Source organism: Demequina zhanjiangensis, assembly GCF_030418315.1.
In the GTDB taxonomy this organism is placed as follows: domain Bacteria; phylum Actinomycetota; class Actinomycetes; order Actinomycetales; family Demequinaceae; genus Demequina; species Demequina zhanjiangensis.
Map to the genome: position 1 here is coordinate 409,464 of NZ_JAUHPV010000001.1, position 15,673 is coordinate 425,136.

15 protein-coding genes are annotated in these 15,673 nt (G+C 69.7%); 12 read left to right on the forward strand and 3 right to left on the reverse strand.

Annotation, left to right across the window (positions count from 1 at the left end; all coding sequences use genetic code 11):
* Positions 1-24: 24 nt before the first annotated feature.
* From QQX04_RS01920 to QQX04_RS01955, 8 genes are all read left to right on the forward strand, one after another.
* Positions 25-1,320, forward strand: a complete 1,296-nt coding sequence (locus QQX04_RS01920) for a homoserine dehydrogenase (protein ID WP_301125670.1) — start codon at positions 25-27, stop codon at positions 1,318-1,320.
* Positions 1,320-2,378 carry a threonine synthase gene (gene thrC / locus QQX04_RS01925; RefSeq protein ID WP_301125672.1) on the forward strand — a complete coding sequence of 353 codons (1,059 nt, stop codon included), beginning with the start codon at positions 1,320-1,322 and terminating at the stop codon, positions 2,376-2,378. The genes QQX04_RS01920 and thrC overlap by 1 nt, the downstream gene beginning before the upstream one ends.
* A 2-nt stretch (positions 2,379-2,380) precedes the next feature.
* Positions 2,381-3,313: a homoserine kinase gene (gene thrB / locus QQX04_RS01930; RefSeq protein WP_301125674.1), complete on the forward strand. Its 933-nt coding sequence runs from the start codon at positions 2,381-2,383 to the stop codon at positions 3,311-3,313.
* A gap of 71 nt (positions 3,314-3,384) precedes the next feature.
* The gene (locus tag QQX04_RS01935) at positions 3,385-4,005 is read left to right on the forward strand and encodes a GNAT family N-acetyltransferase (protein WP_301125675.1); all 621 of its coding nucleotides are present in this window, start codon (positions 3,385-3,387) and stop codon (positions 4,003-4,005) included.
* A 42-nt stretch (positions 4,006-4,047) separates the two neighbouring features.
* Complete coding sequence (locus tag QQX04_RS01940; RefSeq protein ID WP_301125677.1) at positions 4,048-4,644, forward strand: TetR/AcrR family transcriptional regulator; 597 nt, start codon at positions 4,048-4,050, stop codon at positions 4,642-4,644.
* Positions 4,645-6,375 (forward strand): ABC transporter ATP-binding protein, encoded by a 1,731-nt coding sequence (locus QQX04_RS01945; RefSeq protein ID WP_301125680.1) that lies wholly within the window; start codon positions 4,645-4,647, stop codon positions 6,373-6,375.
* Complete coding sequence (locus QQX04_RS01950; protein WP_436968448.1) at positions 6,372-8,360, forward strand: ABC transporter ATP-binding protein; 1,989 nt, start codon at positions 6,372-6,374, stop codon at positions 8,358-8,360. The genes QQX04_RS01945 and QQX04_RS01950 overlap by 4 nt, the downstream gene beginning before the upstream one ends.
* A gap of 141 nt (positions 8,361-8,501) precedes the next feature.
* Positions 8,502-8,969 (forward strand): GyrI-like domain-containing protein, encoded by a 468-nt coding sequence (locus tag QQX04_RS01955; RefSeq protein ID WP_301125682.1) that lies wholly within the window; start codon positions 8,502-8,504, stop codon positions 8,967-8,969.
* Between the two features lie 7 nt (positions 8,970-8,976).
* On the opposite strand, the gene QQX04_RS01960 is transcribed toward QQX04_RS01955, so the two are convergent.
* From QQX04_RS01960 to QQX04_RS01970, 3 genes are all read right to left on the reverse strand, one after another.
* On the reverse strand, positions 8,977-10,023 hold the full coding sequence (locus QQX04_RS01960) for a TIGR00341 family protein (protein ID WP_301125684.1): 1,047 nt from the start codon (positions 10,021-10,023) through the stop codon (positions 8,977-8,979).
* Between the two features lie 105 nt (positions 10,024-10,128).
* Positions 10,129-10,452 carry an SHOCT domain-containing protein gene (locus QQX04_RS01965; protein ID WP_301125687.1) on the reverse strand — a complete coding sequence of 108 codons (324 nt, stop codon included), beginning with the start codon at positions 10,450-10,452 and terminating at the stop codon, positions 10,129-10,131.
* A 28-nt stretch (positions 10,453-10,480) separates the two neighbouring features.
* Positions 10,481-10,915, reverse strand: a complete 435-nt coding sequence (locus QQX04_RS01970) for a DUF6325 family protein (RefSeq protein WP_301125689.1) — start codon at positions 10,913-10,915, stop codon at positions 10,481-10,483.
* Positions 10,916-11,206: 291 nt separating this feature from the next.
* On the opposite strand from QQX04_RS01970, the gene rho reads away from it, so the two are divergent.
* The 4 genes from rho to prmC all read left to right on the forward strand — a co-directional run bounded on the left by rho (position 11,207) and on the right by prmC (position 15,670).
* Positions 11,207-13,018, forward strand: coding sequence for a transcription termination factor Rho (gene rho, locus QQX04_RS01975; protein ID WP_301125691.1), 1,812 nt, complete (start codon positions 11,207-11,209; stop codon positions 13,016-13,018).
* A 436-nt stretch (positions 13,019-13,454) separates the two neighbouring features.
* Positions 13,455-13,664 (forward strand): 50S ribosomal protein L31, encoded by a 210-nt coding sequence (rpmE, locus tag QQX04_RS01980; protein ID WP_301125693.1) that lies wholly within the window; start codon positions 13,455-13,457, stop codon positions 13,662-13,664.
* A 21-nt stretch (positions 13,665-13,685) separates the two neighbouring features.
* Entirely contained in the window at positions 13,686-14,771 is a 1,086-nt protein-coding gene (prfA, locus tag QQX04_RS01985; RefSeq protein WP_301125695.1) for a peptide chain release factor 1, read from the forward strand.
* A 2-nt stretch (positions 14,772-14,773) separates the two neighbouring features.
* Positions 14,774-15,670 carry a peptide chain release factor N(5)-glutamine methyltransferase gene (gene prmC / locus QQX04_RS01990; protein ID WP_301125697.1) on the forward strand — a complete coding sequence of 299 codons (897 nt, stop codon included), beginning with the start codon at positions 14,774-14,776 and terminating at the stop codon, positions 15,668-15,670.
* The last annotated feature ends 3 nt before the right edge of the window (positions 15,671-15,673 follow it).

The window sequence follows — 15,673 nt, forward strand, 5'->3', positions numbered from 1 at the left end:
TAGCGCTCGGCTAGGCTGGGGGCCGTGTCTGGAGCGCTGAAGGATCCCGTGAAGATCGCCGTCCTCGGATGCGGCACCGTCGGAACCCAGGTGGTGCGGCTGCTCACCGAGCAGGCCGACGACCTCGCCTGGCGCGTCGGCGCGCCCGTCGTGCTCGAAGGCGTCTACGTGCGCGACACGTCCGTGCCGCGCGATGCCGTCGTCCCGGTGGACGCGCTCACGTCGGACGTGGAGGCGCTGATCGACGCGGCCGACGTCGTGGTCGAGGTCATGGGGGGCATCGAGCCTGCCCGCACGCACATCCTCCAGGCGATCGCCGCCGGCGCCTCCGTCGTCACCGCGAACAAGGCGCTGCTCGCCGCCCACGGCCCCGAGCTGTACGAGGCCGCCGACGCCGCAGGAGTGGACCTCTACTTCGAGGCCGCCGTGGCGGGTGCCATCCCGATCGTCCGCCCGGTGCGCGAGTCGCTCGCAGGCGACCACGTCACGCGCATCCTCGGCATTGTCAACGGCACCACGAACTACGTGCTCGACGAGATGACCACCAAGGGACTCGCATACGAGGACGTCGTCGCCGAGGCGCAGCGCCTGGGCTACGCCGAGGCCGACCCGACCGCCGACGTCGAGGGCTACGACGCAGCCGCCAAGGCCGCGATCCTCGCGTCGCTCGCCTTCCACCAGCGCGTCTCGCTCGACGTGGTGCACCGCGAGGGCATCTCCTCCGTCACCGCCGCCGACGTCGCCGCCGCAGCCGAGTCCGGCCACGCCATCAAGCTGCTCGCCATCGCCGAACGGGCCGACGAGGGCGTCGCCGTCCGCGTCCACCCCGCGCTCGTGCCGCTCTCGCACCCGCTCGCAGGGGTCCACGGCGCATTCAACGCCGTGTTCGTCGAGGCCGAGGCCGCAGGCGAGCTCATGTTCTACGGCCAGGGAGCCGGAGGGGCGCCCACCGCGTCGGCCGTGCTCGGTGACATCGTGTCCGTCGCACGCCACATCGCGCAGGGCGGACGAGGCCCCCTTGAGTCCAACTACGCCGACAGCCCCGTGCTGGACATCGACCAGGTGACCTCGCGCTTCCAGCTGCGCATGTTCGTCGTCGACGAGCCCGGCATGCTCGCCGAGATCGCCGGCACCCTGGGACGACGTGGCGTCTCCATCGAGACCGTGCGGCAGAAGCCCGCCAACCACGAGGGCCACGCGGAGCTCGTCATCGCGACGCACCGCGCGCCCGAGTCCGACATGGCACAGGTGCTCAAGGACCTCAAGGTCCTCGACGCCGTGCTCGACATCAGCTCCGTGCTGCGAATCGAGGGGGAGTGATGGCGCACGTCTGGAACGGCATCATCCGCGAGTACCTGGACCGGATGCCCTTCGACGAGGGCGACACCATCGTCACGCTCGGCGAAGGCGGCACGCCGCTCGTGCCCGCGCCGTCCATCTCCAAGGAGGTCGGCGCGAACGTCTTCGTGAAGGTCGAGGGGATGAACCCCACGGGCTCCTTCAAGGACCGCGGCATGACGTCGGCCATCACGCAGGTCGTGAAGGACGGCGACCACACCGTCGTCTGCGCCTCCACGGGCAACACCTCCGCCTCCGCCGCGGCCTACGCCGCGCACGCCGGACTGCGCTGCGTCGTCATGATCCCCCAGGGCAAGATCGCCGCAGGCAAGATGGCGCAGGCGATCGTGCACGGCGCCGAGCTCGTCCAGGTGGACGGCAACTTCGACGAGTGCCTCGACATCGTCCGCGACCTGTCAGAGAACTACCCCATCGCGCTCGTCAACTCCGTCAACCCCTACCGCCTCCAGGGGCAGAAGACCGGCGCCTTCGAGATCGTCGACCAGCTGGGCGACGCCCCCGACATCCACATGCTGCCCGTCGGCAACGCCGGCAACATCTCCGCGTACTGGATGGGCTTCAAGGAAGCGCTCGAGCACGGCGACGCCACCCACCTGCCGAAGATCTGGGGAGTGCAGGCCGCCGGCGCCGCGCCCTTCGTCGCGGGCCATCCCATCAAGGACCCCGAGACCGTCGCGACCGCGATCCGCATCGGCAAGCCCGCCTCGTGGGACCTCGCGACCGCCGCGCGTGACGAGTCAGGCGGCTGGATCCGCGCCGTCTCCGACGCCCAGATCCTCAACGCCCAGGCACGTCTCGCAGCCGACGTCGGCGTGTTCGTCGAGCCCGCCTCCGCCGCACCGATCGCAGGCCTGCTCGCCGCGGCTGCACTCGGCGAGGTGCCGAAGGGCGCGACCATCACGTGCACCGTCACCGGCAACGGCCTCAAGGACACCGCGACCGCGCTCGCGGGTCACGAGGTCGAGCCCACGGTGATCCCCGTCGACACCGAGGCGGCCGCCAAGGTCCTGGGGCTCTAGCCATGAGGATCGCTTCCGACCACGTGCGGGTGTCCGTGCCCGCCACCTCGGGCAACCTAGGCCCCGGCTTCGACTCGCTCGGCATGGCGCTCGGTCTGCGCGACGAGCTCGAGGTGCGCGCCATCGCCTCCACGTCCATCGAGATGGAGATCGAGGGCGAGGGCGCCGAGACGCTTCCGCGCGACGAGTCCCACCTGGTGGTCCAAGCGATCCGCGCCGCGCTCGACCACGTCGGCGCCTCTCAGACCGGACTCGCGATCCGTGCGATCAACCGCATCCCACACGGTCGCGGCCTCGGCTCATCGGCCGCCGCCGTCGTCGCAGGCATCACCGCCGCGCGCGCCATGATCGCCGAGCCGGAGGCGCTCGACCGTGCCGAGGCGCTCAGGCTCGCCACGGTGTTCGAGGGCCATCCCGACAACGCCGCGCCGGCGATCTACGGAGGCGCGACCGTCGCGTGGACCGAAGGCCGCAGGCCGCACGCCGCCGCGCTCGAGGTCGGCGAGTCGATCGAGACCGCAGTGCTCGTTCCCGCCGTGACGCTCCCCACCAAGGAGGCGCGCGCCGTTCTGCCTCCCGACGTGCCGCACAGCCACGCCGCGTTCAACGCCGGGCGCGCGGCACTGCTCGTGCACGCGCTCGCCGGACGTCCCGAGCTTCTGCTCGACGCGACCGAGGACAAGCTCCACCAGAACTACCGGGCCGACGTGCTCGGACCCGCCATGGTGCTCATGCGCCACCTGCGCGAGCAGGGGCTCGCGGCGGTCATCTCCGGCGCGGGGCCGTCTGTGCTCGTCATGGGCGACTCCCTTGAGGCTGCGGGTCTCGGCTCCGGGATGCCTGAGTCGATTCAGGGCATCGGTGACCAGCAGTGGCGCGCGTTCCACACAGTCGGCCGCGTGGCAGGCGCGACGGGGGAGCCCGTCGGCGTCTGACACTCCTGGTCGCGGTCCAATAGCGCTGATCTGGACCGGCGCATGTCCGTCCTCAGGGGTAGCGTCGAACCGTGACAATTCGCCCCGCTGGCCCGGCTGATCGCGAGCAGATCGCGCGCATCTGCCTGCTCACCGGGCGCCAGGGCGGCGATGCGACGGGGCTCTTCTGCGACGACACGGCGCTCGCGGACGTCTATGCCACCCCGTACCTCGATGGTCCCGGAGGCTTCTGCCTGGTGTGGGACGTCGACGGGGAGGCTCGGGGCTACGTGCTCGGCACCTCCGACACCGAGGCGTTCCAGCGGTGGTTCGTGGAGGAGTGGTGGCCGTCGAGGGTGCCGCTTCACACTCCGTCGACGGTGGACGATGCGTGGCTGCTTCCTTCGGCAGCGGATCCCGAGCGGATGCTCGGCGAGGCGGTCGGGGACTATCCGGCGCACCTGCACATCGACCTGCTGCCGGATCAGCAGGGCAGGGGCGCGGGGCGTGCGCTGATCGAGGCGGCGTGCGCTCTCCTCGCGGCGCGTGGGGTGCGTGGAGTGCATCTTGTCGCCGAGCTGGCGAACGAGGGAGCGCAGGCGTTCTATCCGAAGGCGGGGTTCGAGGCGGTCGACCACACCGAGTCGACCGTCACGTGGGCAAGGGGGATCGATGCTCGTCGAAACTTGCGAAGTGAGCACTCACTCACTTAGTGTGACGCCGTGACAGGCGTGATGCGTGGGCAGGGTGTAGGCGTGGCCGCGCCACCGTCCGGCCGCGCGCCCAGGATGTCGCCCGACGACAGGCGAGCCCACATCCTCGATGCCGCGATCCCGCTCATCCTCGAGCACGGCGCCGAGGTCACCACCCGCCAGATCTCGGATGCAGCCGGAGTCGCCGAGGGCACGGTCTTCCGCGTCTTCGAGGACAAGAACGCGCTCATCGATGCCGCGGTACTTCGAGTCATGGACTCCTCAGCCACGCTCGCGCAGCTCGAACGCATCGACAGCGCCGGCCCGCTCGAGGCCAAGGTCGCGCAGATCGTCACGCTGCTCCATGACCAGGTGCGACGCGTGATCGCCTTCATGTCCGCGCTCGGACCGAGGGATCACGCGCGCCACCACGGTCACCGCGACGACGCAGGCCCCCTCGGCGAGGCCACCGGCGTCGTCGAACGGCTCCTTGAGCCGCACCGCGCCGAGCTCCGCGTCGAACCGGCCATCGCCGTCGACTACCTCCGCGTCCTGGTCTTCGGCACCTCGATGCCCTTCATCCGCTCCGGCCGCGAGATCACGGCCGACGAGCTCACCGACTTCATCCTCCGCGGAATCTCCCGGGAAGGGGACAGCTAGATGCTCTGGAAGCTCCTCACCTCATCGATACGGCCGTACATGGGCCTGCTGGGCGGCATCATCGCCTTCCAGCTCGCGCAGTCGATCGCGAACCTCTACCTGCCCAGCCTCAACGCCGACATCATCGACAACGGTGTGGCCGTCGGGGACCTGGGTCATATCTGGAGCGTGGGTGGCATCATGCTCGCGCTCACCCTGGTCCAGGTGGCCTGTGCGATCAGCGCCGTGTACTTCGGAGCCAAGCTCGCGATGCGCGTCGGCCGCGATCTCCGCAGCCGCATCTTCGCCCGCGCCGGTTCCTTCTCCGAGGCGGAGGTGCAGCGCTTCGGGGCGCCGTCGCTCATCACCCGGACCACGAACGACGTCCAGCAGGTGCAGATGCTCGTGCTCATGGGCGCGACGATGCTCGTGAGCGCCCCGTTCATGGCGATCGGCGGAGTGATCATGGCCGTCCACCAGGACGCGGGCCTGTCCTGGATCATGGTGGTCGCGATCCCGGTCCTGCTGATCGCCGTGATGGCGATCGTCACCCGCATGGTTCCCCACTTCCAGCGCATGCAGAAGCGGATCGACCGCGTCAACCAGGTGCTGCGCGAGCAGCTCACCGGTATCCGCGTGGTCCGCGCGTTCGTGCGCGAGCCGGTCGAGACACGACGCTTCGCGAAGGCCAACGAGGACGTCACCGAGTCGGCCCTCAAGGCGGGTCGGCTGATGGCCGCCATGTTCCCCATCGTGTTCGTAGTGCTGAACCTCAGCTCCGTCGCGGTCATCTGGTTCGGTGCGGACCGCGTGAACAACGGCCAGATGCAGGTGGGAGCGCTCACCGCGTTCCTCACCTACCTGATCCAGATCCTGATGTCTGTGATGATGGCGACCTTCCTGTTCGTCATGCTGCCGCGCGCGACCGTCTCCGCCGACCGCATCGGCGAGGTCCTCGAGACCGAGACCACGGTGCTGGAGGCCGACGCCCCGGTCACCGAGTTCCCCGCTCCGGGCGAGCTCGTCTTCGACCGCGTCGACTTCGCCTACCCGGGCGCGGAGCAGCCGGTGCTCGGCGACATCACCTTCACCGCCGACCCCGGCACGACGACGGCCGTCATCGGCTCGACGGGCGCGGGCAAGTCCACCCTCGTCGGCCTGGTGCCCCGTCTGTACGACGCGACCTCCGGCGCCATCCGTGTCTCCGGCGTCGACGTGCGCGAGGCCGGGCTCGAAGCGCTGTGGTCGCGGCTCGGGATCGTCCCCCAGCGCCCCTACCTGTTCTCGGGCACCGTCGCGTCGAACCTCCGATACGGCGCCCCCGACGCGACCGACGAGGAGCTCTGGCACGCGCTCGAGGTCGCGCAGGGCGCCGACTTCGTCCGCGCGATGCCCGACGGGCTCGATACGGAGGTCGCCCAGGGTGGCACCTCGGTCTCGGGAGGCCAGCGGCAACGCCTCGCGATCGCGAGAGCGCTCGTGAGGCGGCCCGACATCCTGGTATTCGACGACTCGTTCTCCGCGCTCGACACCGCGACGGACGCCAGGCTGAGAGCCGCGCTCGCGCGGGAGTTCGCCGAGACGACAGTGCTCGTCGTCGCGCAGCGTGTGTCGTCGATCGTCGACGCCGACCAGATCCTGGTGCTCGAGGATGGCCGGATCATCGCTCGTGGCACGCACGCCGAGCTGCTGGAGACGTCCGAGACCTACCAGGAGATCGTCAGCACGCAGCTGCGAGTGGAGGCGGCATGAGCACCGAGACGCAGAACCGGCCGCAGCAGCGCCGGGGCGGCCCCGGCCCGATGGGGCACGGCATGGGTGGCGCGCCCGCCGAGAAGGCCTCCGACTTCAAGGGGTCCCTCAGGCGTCTGGCCGGCCACCTGCGCCCCGAGAAGGGCCTCGTCTGGTTCGTGATCTTCCTGGGGGCCGCGTCCGTCGCGCTCAACGTGACAGGCCCCAAGATCCTCGGCAACGCGACCACGATCGTGTTCGAGGGCCTCATCAGCGGGACCGGGATCGACTTCGGGCGGGTCCACACGATCCTCGCCTGGCTGATCGTCATCTACCTGTGCGCGGCCCTGCTGCAGTTCATCCAGGGGTACATCCTCAACGGCATCACGCAGCGCACCGTCTACCGCCTGCGCGAGCAGGTCGAGGCGAAGATCCACCGCCTGCCCCTCAGTTACGTGGACCGCCACCAGCGCGGCGAGCTCCTGTCGCGCGTCACCAACGACATCGACAACGTGTCGCAGACGCTCCAGCAGACGCTCAGCCAGCTCTTCACGTCGCTGCTCACCGTCGTCGGCGTGCTCGCCATGATGATCTACATCTCGCCGTGGCTCGCTCTCGTCGCGATCGTCTCGATCCCCCTCACGCTCGGCATCGTGATGCAGGTCGCCAAGCGCTCGCAGCCCAAGTTCGTCGAGCAGTGGAAGTACACGGGCGACCTCAACGGCCAGATCGAGGAGGGCTACACGGGTCACGCGCTCGTCAAGGTGTTCGGCCGCCAGAAGGAGACGCAGCAGGAGTTCGCGCGCAAGAACGAGGAGCTCTACGAGGCGAGCTTCGGCGCCCAGTTCATCTCCGGCATCATCATGCCGTCCACGATGTTCGTCGGGAACCTCGTGTACGTCGCCGTCGCCGTCGTCGGCGGGGTGATGGTCACCAACGGCAGCCTCCCGCTCGGTGACGTGCAGGCGTTCATCCAGTACTCGCGACAGTTCCAGCAGCCGCTCACCCAGCTCGGCTCCATGGCCAACCTCATGCAGTCCGGCGTGGCAAGCGCGGAGCGGGTGTTCGAGCTGCTCGACGCCGAGGAGCAGAGCCCCGATGAGGACCCGGCGCAGTCGCCCGAGGACAACCACGGGCGTCTTGTGTTCGAGGACGTCACGTTCCGGTACGTCGAGGACAAGCCGCTGATCGACAACCTGGACCTGGTCGTGGAGCCGGGCCGCACCGTCGCGATCGTGGGTCCGACCGGCGCCGGCAAGACGACGCTCGTCAACCTCGTGATGCGCTTCTACGAGCTGAACGGCGGCCGGATCACGCTCGACGGCGCGGACATCGCCAAGATGACCAGGGATGATCTCCGCTCCCGCACCGGCATGGTCCTTCAGGACGCGTGGCTCTTCGGAGGCACGATCCGGGACAACATCGCCTACGGGCGCGAGGGTGCGACGGAGGACGAGATCCTCGACGCCGCCAAGGCCGCCTACGTGGACCGCTTCGTCCACTCGCTTCCCGACGGCTACGACACCGTGCTGGACGACGACGCCACGAACGTCTCGGTCGGCGAGCGCCAGCTCATCACGATCGCGCGTGCGTTCGTCTCCCAGCCGCAGGTGCTGATCCTGGACGAGGCGACGAGCTCCGTCGACACCCGCACCGAGCTGCTCGTGCAGCACGCCATGGAGAAGCTCCGCCGTGACCGCACGGCGTTCGTGATCGCACACCGGCTGTCCACGATCCGCGACGCCGACCTGATCCTCGTGATGGAGCACGGCTCGATCGTCGAGAAGGGCACGCACGACGAGCTCCTCGCGGCGAAGGGTGCGTACGCGCGCCTGTACGAGGCGCAGTTCTCGGCGCCGATCGACGAGGTCGAGCCGCCGATCGACCCGGTCAACCCGCCTTCTGGCGCGGTGCCGGTGGCCTTCGACGATCCGTCGGTGCCCCGCCCGGACGCCCCGCCGCATCGGGGAGAGGAGATCGACGACGCGGACGTCGACCGAGCCTGACAAAGGGCCGCAGCGCGGGACCGACCAGGCGCGCAGGGCCGCCACCTGGCTCCGCTGGGCCGTCCCTGATGCGGCCCGCGTTCCAGCGACGTACCGTAAGGAGGGCTGACGCGGGCAAGTCGTCGCCAGGGGAGGTGCCTCATGTCGATGACCGTCGAGACCGTCGAGGCGAGGACGATCGCCAGCATTCGCGACAGCTGCGCGATGGAGGAGATGGCCGACGCCATGGGTCGGGGATTCGGCCGCATCATGAGCCTCCTCTCCGCACAGGGTGCGGCCCCCGTCGGCCCTCCGATGACGATCTACCCCGAGCCGATGGCTGACGGCGCCCCCGTCGTGTTCGAGACGGCGGTGCCCGTGCCGCGCGGAACTCGGGGCGACGACGTCGTCCAGGTCTCCGAGATGCCCACCGCGCACGTCGCCGTGTTCATGCATGAAGGTCCGTACAGCGAGCTCGGTCGCACGTATATAACGGCCGCGGGTCAGATGCGCGAGGCGGGGCTGCTTCCCGGAGGCGGGCCCCGGGAGATCTACCTGAACGACCCGGGCGAGACCCCTCCCGAGCAGCTGCTCACCCGCATCGAGTTCCCCGTCTTCGAACCCGACTGAACCGACCTCAGAACGAGTCCCGCTCACCCTCCGAGTCGAACGTGTACGACGGCACGAACTCCAGGATGATCGTGTCCACGTCCAGGCCCGACTCGGCCATGTCCTCGTAGACGGCCTCCACGTCCGGAAGCGGGGGAGTGCCCTTGATGAGGACATGCACCATGCTGTTCTCGCGCGCCGTGACGGACACGATCGTCCACTTGGATCCGGCGGCCGCCTCGTTGACATAGGTGCGGATCTGCGCGATCCGCGAGTTGTTCTGGATCGCGTGCGCCGTCGACCAGGTGAGAGGTCCGCTCACCGCGAGCACCAGCGCCGCCATCGTGAGATAGGTGCGGGAACGACGCCGACGCTCCGCCTCCTTGTCATCTGAGGCCTCAAGTCTCAGGCGCGAGTACCCGAACACCCCCATGATCAGCGCGCCGGTCGCCAGGATGGCCGCGACGTTGGTCGCGAACAGCAGCACGGCGCCGAAGGCCTGCCCCGGCTCGCCCGACTCGAGCGCCAGGCCGGCAGCGCACAGCGGCGGCACGAGCGAGATCGCGATCGCCACGCCTGGGAGGGTGTCGGAGATGTCGGACCGGATCAGCGCGATCGATCCGACGACGCCCACGGCCAGCGCCGCGAAAAGATCGACCAGTCCGGGGGACACCCGGCCCGCGATCTGCGAGTTCGTCTCCGCAGTCATCGGCGACACGACGAGCAGTCCAAGCAGGAACCCGACTCCCACCGCGGCCGCGGCGCCCGACAGCATCAGCGCGACCGATCGGACCAGGTTCCGATGGTCTCCGAGCACGGTGGAGAGCATCGTCCCCTGGATGGGGCGCATCAGCGGCGCGACGATCATCGCGCCGATCACGGTCGCCGTGGAGTTCGCCACGATCCCCGCAGTAGCGATCGCGCTCGCGAGCAGCAGGAGCAGCCAGAAGCGCGTGTGCATGGAGCGCACCTTCGCCGCCGCGCCGTCGAAGAACACCGCATCCCGCATGTAGTCGACGGTGTTCAGCCGACCCGACCAGCGGGTCTCCCTCACCTGAGCAGCCCAGGACGTCATGGCGCAGCCTCTCGTCGCGGCGCCCCCGTCAGCGCCGTTGCTCGCAGAGTAGGGCCGACGGGTTGCACGCCTCGATCGCCACGCCGCGTGCGCGACCGCGCTCCGTCAGGCGAGGAGCTTGGCCTTGGCGGCGGCGAACTCCGCGTCGTCCAGCAGGCCGGCGGCTCGCATCTCCCCGAGCTTCGCAAGCTGCGCCATGAGGTCGTCGCCCGCAGACGGCGCCGCGGCCACCTGTGGCGGCGCCTGGGCCGGCACCGCCTCCACGTAGCCCTGCTGCACCGGGGCCTGCTGCATCGGTGCCGACCGCTGCTGCGCTCGCGCCGCCTGCCTGCGCGCCACGTTCCCCGACACCGCGGTCGCGGTGCCCGAGATGACCGCCGTCCGCGCCATCGTTCCGAGCAGGCCCGGCCTGCCGACTCTCCTGGGCATGATCGCTCCTTGCTACTCGGTTGCTCGGCTACTCGTCCCCGAGGGCCGCGACGGCCTCGAGCACCTCGTCGGCCACGGGGCCAGGGATGCGCACGGTGTCGAGCAGCTCGCCGCCCGCCGTCGCGATCGCGTCCCGCAGCGGGACGACCCACGTGTGCTCGAAGCACAGGATCGCCGCCGCCGCGCCGACGGGCAGGTCCTCGACCAGCTCGTCCACGTCCTCCTCGGAGATCAGGCCATCGATCTCGGACACGATCGCCGCCAGGGCGCCCAGCGCGTCGTCCGCCCCGTCCTGGATCTCCAGCACCGTCGCCGCGCCGTCGGCGTCCTTGCTCACCATCACGGCGTCGACGATCCTGATCACGCCGGAGCCCACGAGCCGTTCCAGCTCCGGCATGATCGACCCGTCGAACCTCCCGTGCGCGAAGCCGATGGTCACCACTTCGATTGGCCCGAGTCCCATAGCCTGGTCCTTACCCCCGCGGGCCCTCGGCAAGGGCCCTCCTTCGGCGAGGCTATGCCCGCCCGCGGAGGCCAGCAACAGATGCGCGCGACGCGCCGCGAACGCCGATTGTGCAGGGGTGAGCGCGGTGCTACGCTGGGCGTGCTTCCCCCGGAACGGCGCGTATCGCCCCGGCGGACAGCAATCCACGTGTGAGGCGTCCGTCCTTCGATGGCGCATACGCGTACGTACCCGCGTGGATCGGACTCGCACTCAGAAGCCAAGCGTGCTCGTGCGAGGGAAGGAAAGTACGTGACCGACACGACGACGGCCGCCGACAACACCGCGGCCCTCTCAGCGATGAAGCTTCCCCAGCTCCAGGCACTTGCGGCCGAGCTCGGTGTCTCCGGCACCGCGCGCATGCGCAAGTCCGACCTGGTCGAGGCCATCCGCAACGGCGGCGTGGTGCCGTCCAAGGCTGCGGAGCCCAAGAACGCGGAGCCCAAGAACGCTGAGCAGAAGAAGGCAGAGCCCAAGAAGGCGGCCTCCAAGAAGTCTGCGCCCAAGAAGCAGGCCGAGCCTGAGGCGAAGGCGGGCTCCGACGCTCAGCCTGAGCTCACGATCGAGCTGCCCTCGGCCGACTCCCGCAACGCCGGCAACGACCAGGCCGCGAACGCCGACCAGGGCGACGAGACCCCCGACGAGCGCGCGCGTCGCGCCAAGGAGGCCGTCTCGCTCGCCGCGTCCGGCGACTCCGACGGTGGCGAGCGCCGTCAGGGCAACAACAACGGCGGCAACCGCAACAACAACCAGAACAACCAGGACGACGGCGAGGGGGACCGCGGCAGCCGACGCCGCCGTGGCCGCGGCCGTGGCCGAGGCCGCAACCGTGACCGCGAGGGCAACGAGGGCGGCGGCAGCAACGACGGCGGCTCGCAGCGCCAGGCGCAGGACGAGGACGCACCGCGCGAGGGTGAGGAGATCACCCCCATCGGCGGCATCGTCGACGTGCTCGACAACTACGCCTTCATCCGCACCGCCGGCTACCTGCCCGGCAAGGCCGACGTGTACGTCTCGCAGAACCAGGTCCGCAAGTACGGTCTGCGCCGCGGAGACGCCGTGGCCGGCACCGCGCGCCCGCCCCGCCCGGGCGAGCGCGGTCAGCGTCAGAAGTTCTCGGCGCTCGCCTCGATCAGCCAGGTCAACGGCCAGGCCCCCGAGGACGCCAAGGGCCGTCCGGTCTTCGGCGACCTGACGCCGCTGTACCCGCAGCAGCGCCTGCACCTCGAGACCGAGTCGCGCAACATGACGAACCGCGTGATCGACCTGGTCGCGCCGATCGGTAAGGGCCAGCGAGGCCTCATCGTCTCCCCGCCCAAGGCCGGTAAGACCCTCGTCCTGCAGTCGATCGCGAACGCGATCTCGCAGAACAACCCCGAGGTCCACCTCATGGTCGTGCTCGTCGACGAGCGCCCCGAGGAGGTCACGGACATGCAGCGCACGGTCCGCGGCGAGGTCATCGCCTCGACGTTCGACCGTCCCGCGTCCGACCACACGGCGGTCGCCGAGCTCGCGATCGAGCGCGCGAAGCGTCTGACCGAGATGGGTCAGGACGTGGTCGTGCTGCTCGACTCGATCACCCGCCTGGGCCGCGCGTACAACATCGCCGCCCCCGCCTCGGGCCGCATCCTCTCCGGTGGTGTCGACTCGTCGGCCCTCTACCCGCCCAAGCGCTTCTTCGGCGCGGCTCGCAACATCGAGCACGGCGGCTCCCTCACGATCCTCGCGACCGCGCTCGTCGAGACCGGCTCCAAGGCCGACGAGGTCATCTTCGAGGAGTTCAAGGGCACCGGAAACATGGAGCTCAAGCTCTCCCGCACGCTCGCCGACCGCCGCATCTTCCCGGCTGTCGACGTGAACGCGTCGGGCACGCGCCGCGAGGAGATCCTCATGAGCGCCGAGGAGCTGAAGATCATGTGGAAGCTGCGTCGCGTGCTCACCGCGCTCGAGCAGCAGCAGGCCATCGAGCTCCTCCTGGGCAAGCTCAAGGAGAACAAGACCAACACCGAGTTCCTCATGCAGGTCGCGAAGACCACGCCGGGAGCCGACGACGCGGAGAAGTAGCGCGCGTACGGACGACGCTGCAGCGTCGTCCGGGTGAGGCGAGGGCCCCGGGAGCAGCAGCTCCCGGGGCCCTTCGCTGTTCCGGCTGGCGCGTCGTCGCCCTCAGCCTGCCGTCGCGTCGTCCTGGCCGCCGCGCCCGCCGCTTCGGTGCGCTCGCCCGGGGCACGACGACGGCTGGGTGCCACCCGCGCACGCCACCCCTGCGCGCTGGCATCGCATGAGTGCTGAGAGGCTGATGATTCCCGGCACTCATGCGATGCCGGGGAGCTGCGCGAGGGAGTGAAGCGGCCGAGGCAGCCGGGCGAGCGCGGGATTCGCTCACCCCTTGACAGGCGTGGCAGAATAGTCCGTTGGCTCGGTCTGCGGATCGGGTCCATGGCATCCGGTTCACCGAAGCGAGGTACGCGAGGACCCGGACGCACATCTAAGGGAGATCATGAAGAAGGACATCCACCCCGAGTACGTGACCACCACTGTCACGTGCACCTGCGGTAGCACGTTCGAGACCAAGTCCACCGTGAAGTCCGGCGCGATCAGCGTCGAGGTCTGCTCGGCCTGCCACCCGTTCTACACGGGCAAGCAGAAGATCATGGACACCGGTGGCCGCGTGGCCCGCTTCGAGAAGCGCTACGGCGCCAAGAAGTAACGCCGGAAGCACCGCGACGACGTGGCAGAAGCCTTCGCTGCCGTCCAGCCGCTGCTGGACGAGTACGCCGACATCGAGAACCAGCTCGCCGACCCCTCCGTTCACGCGGATGCGGGGCGCGCTCGGACCCTCGGGAGGCGTTTTGCGGAGCTCGGCCGCGTCGTCGCGGCGCATCGCGCCTGGAAGGCGGCCACTGACGACCTCGAGGCCGCCCAGGAGATGGCCGAGCTCGATCCCGAGCTCGCCGCAGAGGTCCCCGCGCTGGAGCAGGCCGCCGAGGAGGCGACCGAGAAGCTCCGCCGCATCCTGATCCCGCGCGACCCTGACGATGCGCGCGACGTGATCATGGAGATCAAGTCCGGCGAGGGCGGCGAGGAGTCCGCGCTCTTCGCTGGCGACCTGCTGAAGATGTACCTCAAGTTCGCCGAGCACCAGGGCTGGAAGACGCAGATCCTCGAGTCGAACGAGACCGACATGGGCGGCTACAAGGACCTGTCCGTCGCGATCAAGGCTCCCGGCAGCGTCGACCCTGAGAACGGCGTGTGGGCGCACCTCAAGTACGAGGGCGGCGTCCACCGGGTCCAGCGTGTGCCCGCGACGGAGTCGCAGGGCCGCATCCACACCTCCGCAGCCGGCGTGCTCGTGTACCCGGAGGCCGAGGAGGTCGAGGACGTCGAGCTCGACATGAACGAGGTCCGCGTCGACGTGTACCGCTCGTCCGGCCCCGGCGGCCAGTCGGTCAACACGACCGACTCCGCGGTCCGCCTCACCCACATCCCCACGGGGATCGTGGTGAGCTGCCAGAACGAGAAGAGCCAGCTCCAGAACAAGGAGTCGGCCATGCGCATCCTTCGCGCCCGCCTGCTCGCCGCCCAGAAGGAGGCGGCGGAGGCCGAGGCGCAGGACATGCGCAAGTCGCAGGTGCGCACCGTGGACCGTTCGGAGCGCATCCGCACGTACAACTTCCCTGAGAACCGGATCGCGGATCACCGCACCGGCTACAAGGCCTACAACCTGGATCACGTCCTCGGCGGCGATCTCGGTCCCGTCATCCAGTCCGCGATCGACGCCGACGAGGCCGCCCGCCTCGCCGCGCACGAGGACTGACGTTGCCGACGGTAGGCGCGCGCCTTCGCGAGATCTCGCGTCGGCTGGCCGACGCCGGGGTGCCCTCGCCGCAGCACGACGCTGTCGTGCTGATGGCCTACACGTTCGGCTGGTCGCCGTCCGACGTGCGCACCGCCGCTGCGCGCGACGACCACTGGGCTGAGGACGTGCTCGATCACGACCTCCTCGAGGCGCGTGTCACGCGCCGGGCGAATCGCGAGCCGCTGCAGCACATCACCGGTACCGCGCCCTTCCGCGGGCTCGACCTGCATGTCGGCTCGGGTGTCTTCATCCCGCGTCCTGAGACCGAGGTCGTGACCCAGGTCGCTCTCGATCTGGCGCGCGAGGCGAAGCCTGGCAAGGATGGCCTTGTCCGGGTCACCGATCTGTGCGCGGGATCGGGCGCGATCGGGCTGTCCATCGCGTCGGAGATGGAGAACGTTCAGGTATCGCTCGTCGAGGCGAGCGAGGAGGCGAACGTCTTCCTGCGCCTCAATCACCGCATGCTGCCGCCGTCGGTGCGGGAGCGGGTCCGTCCGATGCTGGGCGACGCGCGCGGCTGCCTCCACCTGTTCGACCGCTGCGCGCAGGTCGTGGTCACGAACCCGCCGTACATCCCGCCGAACGCCGTCCCGCGCGACCAGGAGGTCCGCGAGTACGACCCGCCGCAGGCGCTCTACGGGCTGGGCGAGGATGGCCTCGAGATCCCGCGCGGGATCATCGACGAGGCCGTGCGGCTGCTCGACCTGGGCGGCTGGCTCGTCATGGAGCATGGCGAGGAGCAGGGAGCCGCGCTCCGGGAGTACGCCGAGTCGTCGCCCTTCTGGGGCGAGGTGCACACCCGCCAGGACCTCACTGGACGGGATCGCATGCTCGTCGCCCGCCGCGTCGACGTCTGAGCA

Bases quoted from the DNA above. Each gene is read 5' to 3' on its own strand.
- thrC (WP_301125672.1), top strand. From the start codon at position 1,320: ATGGCGCACGTCTGGAACGGCATCATCCGCGAGTACCTGGACCGGATG.
- thrB (WP_301125674.1), top strand. From the start codon at position 2,381: ATGAGGATCGCTTCCGACCACGTGCGGGTGTCCGTGCCCGCCACCTCG.
- QQX04_RS01945 (WP_301125680.1), top strand. From the start codon at position 4,645: ATGCTCTGGAAGCTCCTCACCTCATCGATACGGCCGTACATGGGCCTG.
- QQX04_RS01950 (WP_436968448.1), top strand. From the start codon at position 6,372: ATGAGCACCGAGACGCAGAACCGGCCGCAGCAGCGCCGGGGCGGCCCC.
- QQX04_RS01955 (WP_301125682.1), top strand. From the start codon at position 8,502: ATGTCGATGACCGTCGAGACCGTCGAGGCGAGGACGATCGCCAGCATT.
- QQX04_RS01960 (WP_301125684.1), bottom strand. From the start codon at position 10,023: ATGACGTCCTGGGCTGCTCAGGTGAGGGAGACCCGCTGGTCGGGTCGG.
- QQX04_RS01965 (WP_301125687.1), bottom strand. From the start codon at position 10,452: ATGCCCAGGAGAGTCGGCAGGCCGGGCCTGCTCGGAACGATGGCGCGG.
- QQX04_RS01970 (WP_301125689.1), bottom strand. From the start codon at position 10,915: ATGGGACTCGGGCCAATCGAAGTGGTGACCATCGGCTTCGCGCACGGG.
- rpmE (WP_301125693.1), top strand. From the start codon at position 13,455: ATGAAGAAGGACATCCACCCCGAGTACGTGACCACCACTGTCACGTGC.